2 protein-coding genes are annotated in these 1,600 nt (G+C 40.3%); one reads left to right on the forward strand and one right to left on the reverse strand.

The genetic code is table 11. The features are described 5' to 3' along the window. The first annotated feature begins 608 nt into the window (after window positions 1-608). Window positions 609-1,025 (forward strand): DUF1816 domain-containing protein, encoded by a 417-nt coding sequence (locus tag IQ242_RS24360; RefSeq protein WP_193961729.1) that lies wholly within the window; start codon window positions 609-611, stop codon window positions 1,023-1,025. Between the two features lie 26 nt (window positions 1,026-1,051). Here IQ242_RS24360 and IQ242_RS24365 read toward each other — a convergent pair whose 3' ends face one another. Continuing rightward, window positions 1,052-1,246, reverse strand: coding sequence for a hypothetical protein (locus tag IQ242_RS24365; RefSeq protein WP_004159306.1), 195 nt, complete (start codon window positions 1,244-1,246; stop codon window positions 1,052-1,054). Window positions 1,247-1,600: the final 354 nt, after the last annotated feature.

Below are 1,600 nucleotides of genomic sequence, written 5' to 3' on the forward strand. Positions count from 1 at the left end.
TCTGAGCAATTTTTTGATAATTGACCACTGTTACATTTGGTAAATCGAGGAGTTGATCAAAATTTATCCACATAACCCACCTCCTGTTCTGTGTTACTATTATACCATGCTCACACAGAACCTAGAAGAGCCAAAACAGCAATCATAAGTAGGGAGGCACAATTATTTGTAGGATGGGTTAGCGGTAGCGTAACCCATGGGAGCGTTGGGTTTCATGCTTCAACCGTTCGGCAAAAGCTCACGGCCGAAGCCCAACCTACGTTCATCTTATATTTAATTCCACCCACCTACTTAAAAAGCAAATTCTTGACATTTGTCAGGTAATTATTTTTATTAGTCAATATTCTACACAACTCAGGCTAGATAAGCAAGAGAGCTACGCCACTACTATCGGATCACTACCAAGAACTCTATCCGGTTCTTCTTGTTGAAGAATCTCTCGTCAAGCTATGCTGTGAGGGGAGAGTAGGTCAAAACCTAACTTTTTGCCGCTCTATGCTATCGTATCAAGATGCGCTACTCTGTTAGGAGATGATTTTGCTTGAGTCATCTGCTCAAAGTAGCATCTGTTTTTTTAACCCTTACCCCCAAAAGAGAATCTTTTCTGTATGCTAGAGGCTAATAATCAGGGAGAGAATCAAATATTTCTCTATGAAGTTGTTTTTTCCGGTTCTTCTGGCTCTTTGCCTCAACGCTTCTCCCAGACAGTCCTGCGAGTACCTAAAAGCCGTATGAGTCAAGAAACACAGCGCCTGCTGCGCCAAGGGGCCAAGATTCTCAGTATAAGGCCTCTTGACCCAGAAACTGCCCCGATTAAGCCTAGTTTACCACATCAACCCTGGTGGATAGAGATCACCACCAGTCAGCCGAAATGTCTCTATTATTTCGGTCCTTTCGAGAGTTTTTCTGAAGCTTTATCCTATCAATCCGGTTATATCAAAGACCTCCAATCGGAATCTGCCCTGGGAATTAACAGCGAAATTAAACAATGTCAGCCAGAGGTTTTAACTCAAGAATATTTTTAATTTATGGTATCTAATTATACAGATTTTTAGGAATAGTTAGTTTCCTCTTGTTTTCGTTTAATAATGCCTTTACCCTCACAGAATTTACAGGGGACGGATTCATTCTCCGTCTCTAGATAGATTCTTTCTTTGCCCTGGCAGTGGGGACAGATAACTTTTTCTTCCCACCAATAATTCTCTAAAAAAGCCTCATCGGTAATATAGGTAAAATCTTCAAACATTGGCTTGTCCTCTTATCGTTGAGATAGCTTAATCTGGATTCATCTTTCAACCTGAGAAATTGAAAATCACTTTTACCCCCATCGTAAAAAAGATCGGGTTCATTCTTCTTGAAACTTAAATTACTTCATATTTATTTATGTTTATTAATATATAATGAGTGTTCACTATCAATCGGGTGTATCTCATATTTGTGAATTTCTCTCACTTATGGTGATCAGCAGAAGTTATACTATTAGGGGTCGAGAAGGTCGTCACCGACCTCCCCTCCCATTCAGAACCGTGCATGAGACTTTCACCTCACACGGCTCCTAGTTTGACTGTTCCCTTGTTAAGGATACAGCTTGACTTCTTTT

This window comes from Microcystis sp. LEGE 08355 (assembly GCF_015207185.1).
GTDB lineage: Bacteria > Cyanobacteriota > Cyanobacteriia > Cyanobacteriales > Microcystaceae > Microcystis > Microcystis panniformis.